Source organism: Methylobacterium segetis (assembly GCF_004348265.1).
Classification (GTDB): domain Bacteria; phylum Pseudomonadota; class Alphaproteobacteria; order Rhizobiales; family Beijerinckiaceae; genus Methylobacterium; species Methylobacterium segetis.
Genome location: NZ_SMNT01000184.1, coordinates 1 through 1,156 on the forward strand (window position 1 = coordinate 1; position 1,156 = coordinate 1,156).

Annotated in this window: 1 protein-coding gene; it reads left to right on the forward strand. The window is 66.6% G+C overall.

The genetic code is table 11. From position 1 onward, the window contains the following. Positions 1-176: 176 nt before the first annotated feature. Positions 177-1,127: a transporter family protein gene (locus tag E1J50_RS25625; RefSeq protein ID WP_132257041.1), complete on the forward strand. Its 951-nt coding sequence runs from the start codon at positions 177-179 to the stop codon at positions 1,125-1,127. Positions 1,128-1,156 lie beyond the last annotated feature (29 nt).

The following is a 1,156-nucleotide window of genomic DNA, read 5'->3' on the forward strand; positions in this document are numbered from 1 at the left end:
TCCCGCTGTCATTCCGAGCGCGGCTGTAGAATAGTTCTCAGCGTTGAGACTTGAGGTGGGGCCGTAAGGGGGCGCTTGGCACCATTGGGGCGGAAGCCGACGCGGTCGGCAAACCGGCAATGTTGTGCACAAGGCTACGGGGCGCACGCCTGAAATCCTTGGGAAGGAAAGACAAAATGATGAAGAACTGGCTCGCCGCGGGAGCGGTCGCGCTCTCCGTCGGTATGACCGGGACCGCCGCCTTCGCTCAGACCACGACGGTTCCGGGTGAGCAGGTCGGCCTCGCGGTCGGCGCCCCGCTCCCCGAGGGCGTCTACGCGCTGAACACGTTCCTGTACCGCTCGCCCGACGTCTCGCCGGTCGATGTTGGGATCAACGTTCCGATCCTGCTGTGGTCGACCCCGTGGAAGATCCTCGACGCCCGCGTCGAGCTCGCCGTCGCCCCGCCGACCGTCTTCTCGTTCGGCCGCGGCCGTAACGGTGGGGCTCTCGACACCAGCATCAACGTCGGCACCTTCGTCGGCGGCATCTTCGCCTGGGATCTGGGCAACAACATTGGCGTCAGCTACCTCGCCGGTGTGTACCTCAACGAGCTCAACGCGGGTCGCGGCTGCGGCATCGGATGCCTGCCGATCCTGTCGTCGAACACCTACCGCCAGGGCTTCGCCATCAGCTACACCGGCGACGGCTGGAACCTGACCGCGAACCTTACCTACAACTTCTACGACACGCCCTCCTTCTTCTCCGGCGGTGTCTTCCCGACCGCCGGTGGTGCGGCGCGCGGCCCGTACGCTCCGTCGGACGCCCTCAACCTCGACCTGACGGCGACCAAGAAGTTCGGCAAGTGGGAGATCGGTGCGATCGGCTACGGCACCACCGACCTCGCCAACAACTCGCGCTTCTCGCCCGTCGCCCTCGGCGGCGCGCGCGCTGGCTACTTCGCTCTCGGCGGCCTCATCGGCTACGACTTCGGACCCTTCACGGTCCAGGGTTACGCCGCCCGCCACATCGTGAACCGCGTCGCCGGCGCCGAGGCGACCGAGGGCTGGTTCCGCGTGATCGTGCCGCTCTACACCGCGGCCGTCGCCCCGGCTCCGGCCCCGGCTCCGCTGATCCGCAAGTACTGAGACATCACTCAGTATAATCTGCGCGATAA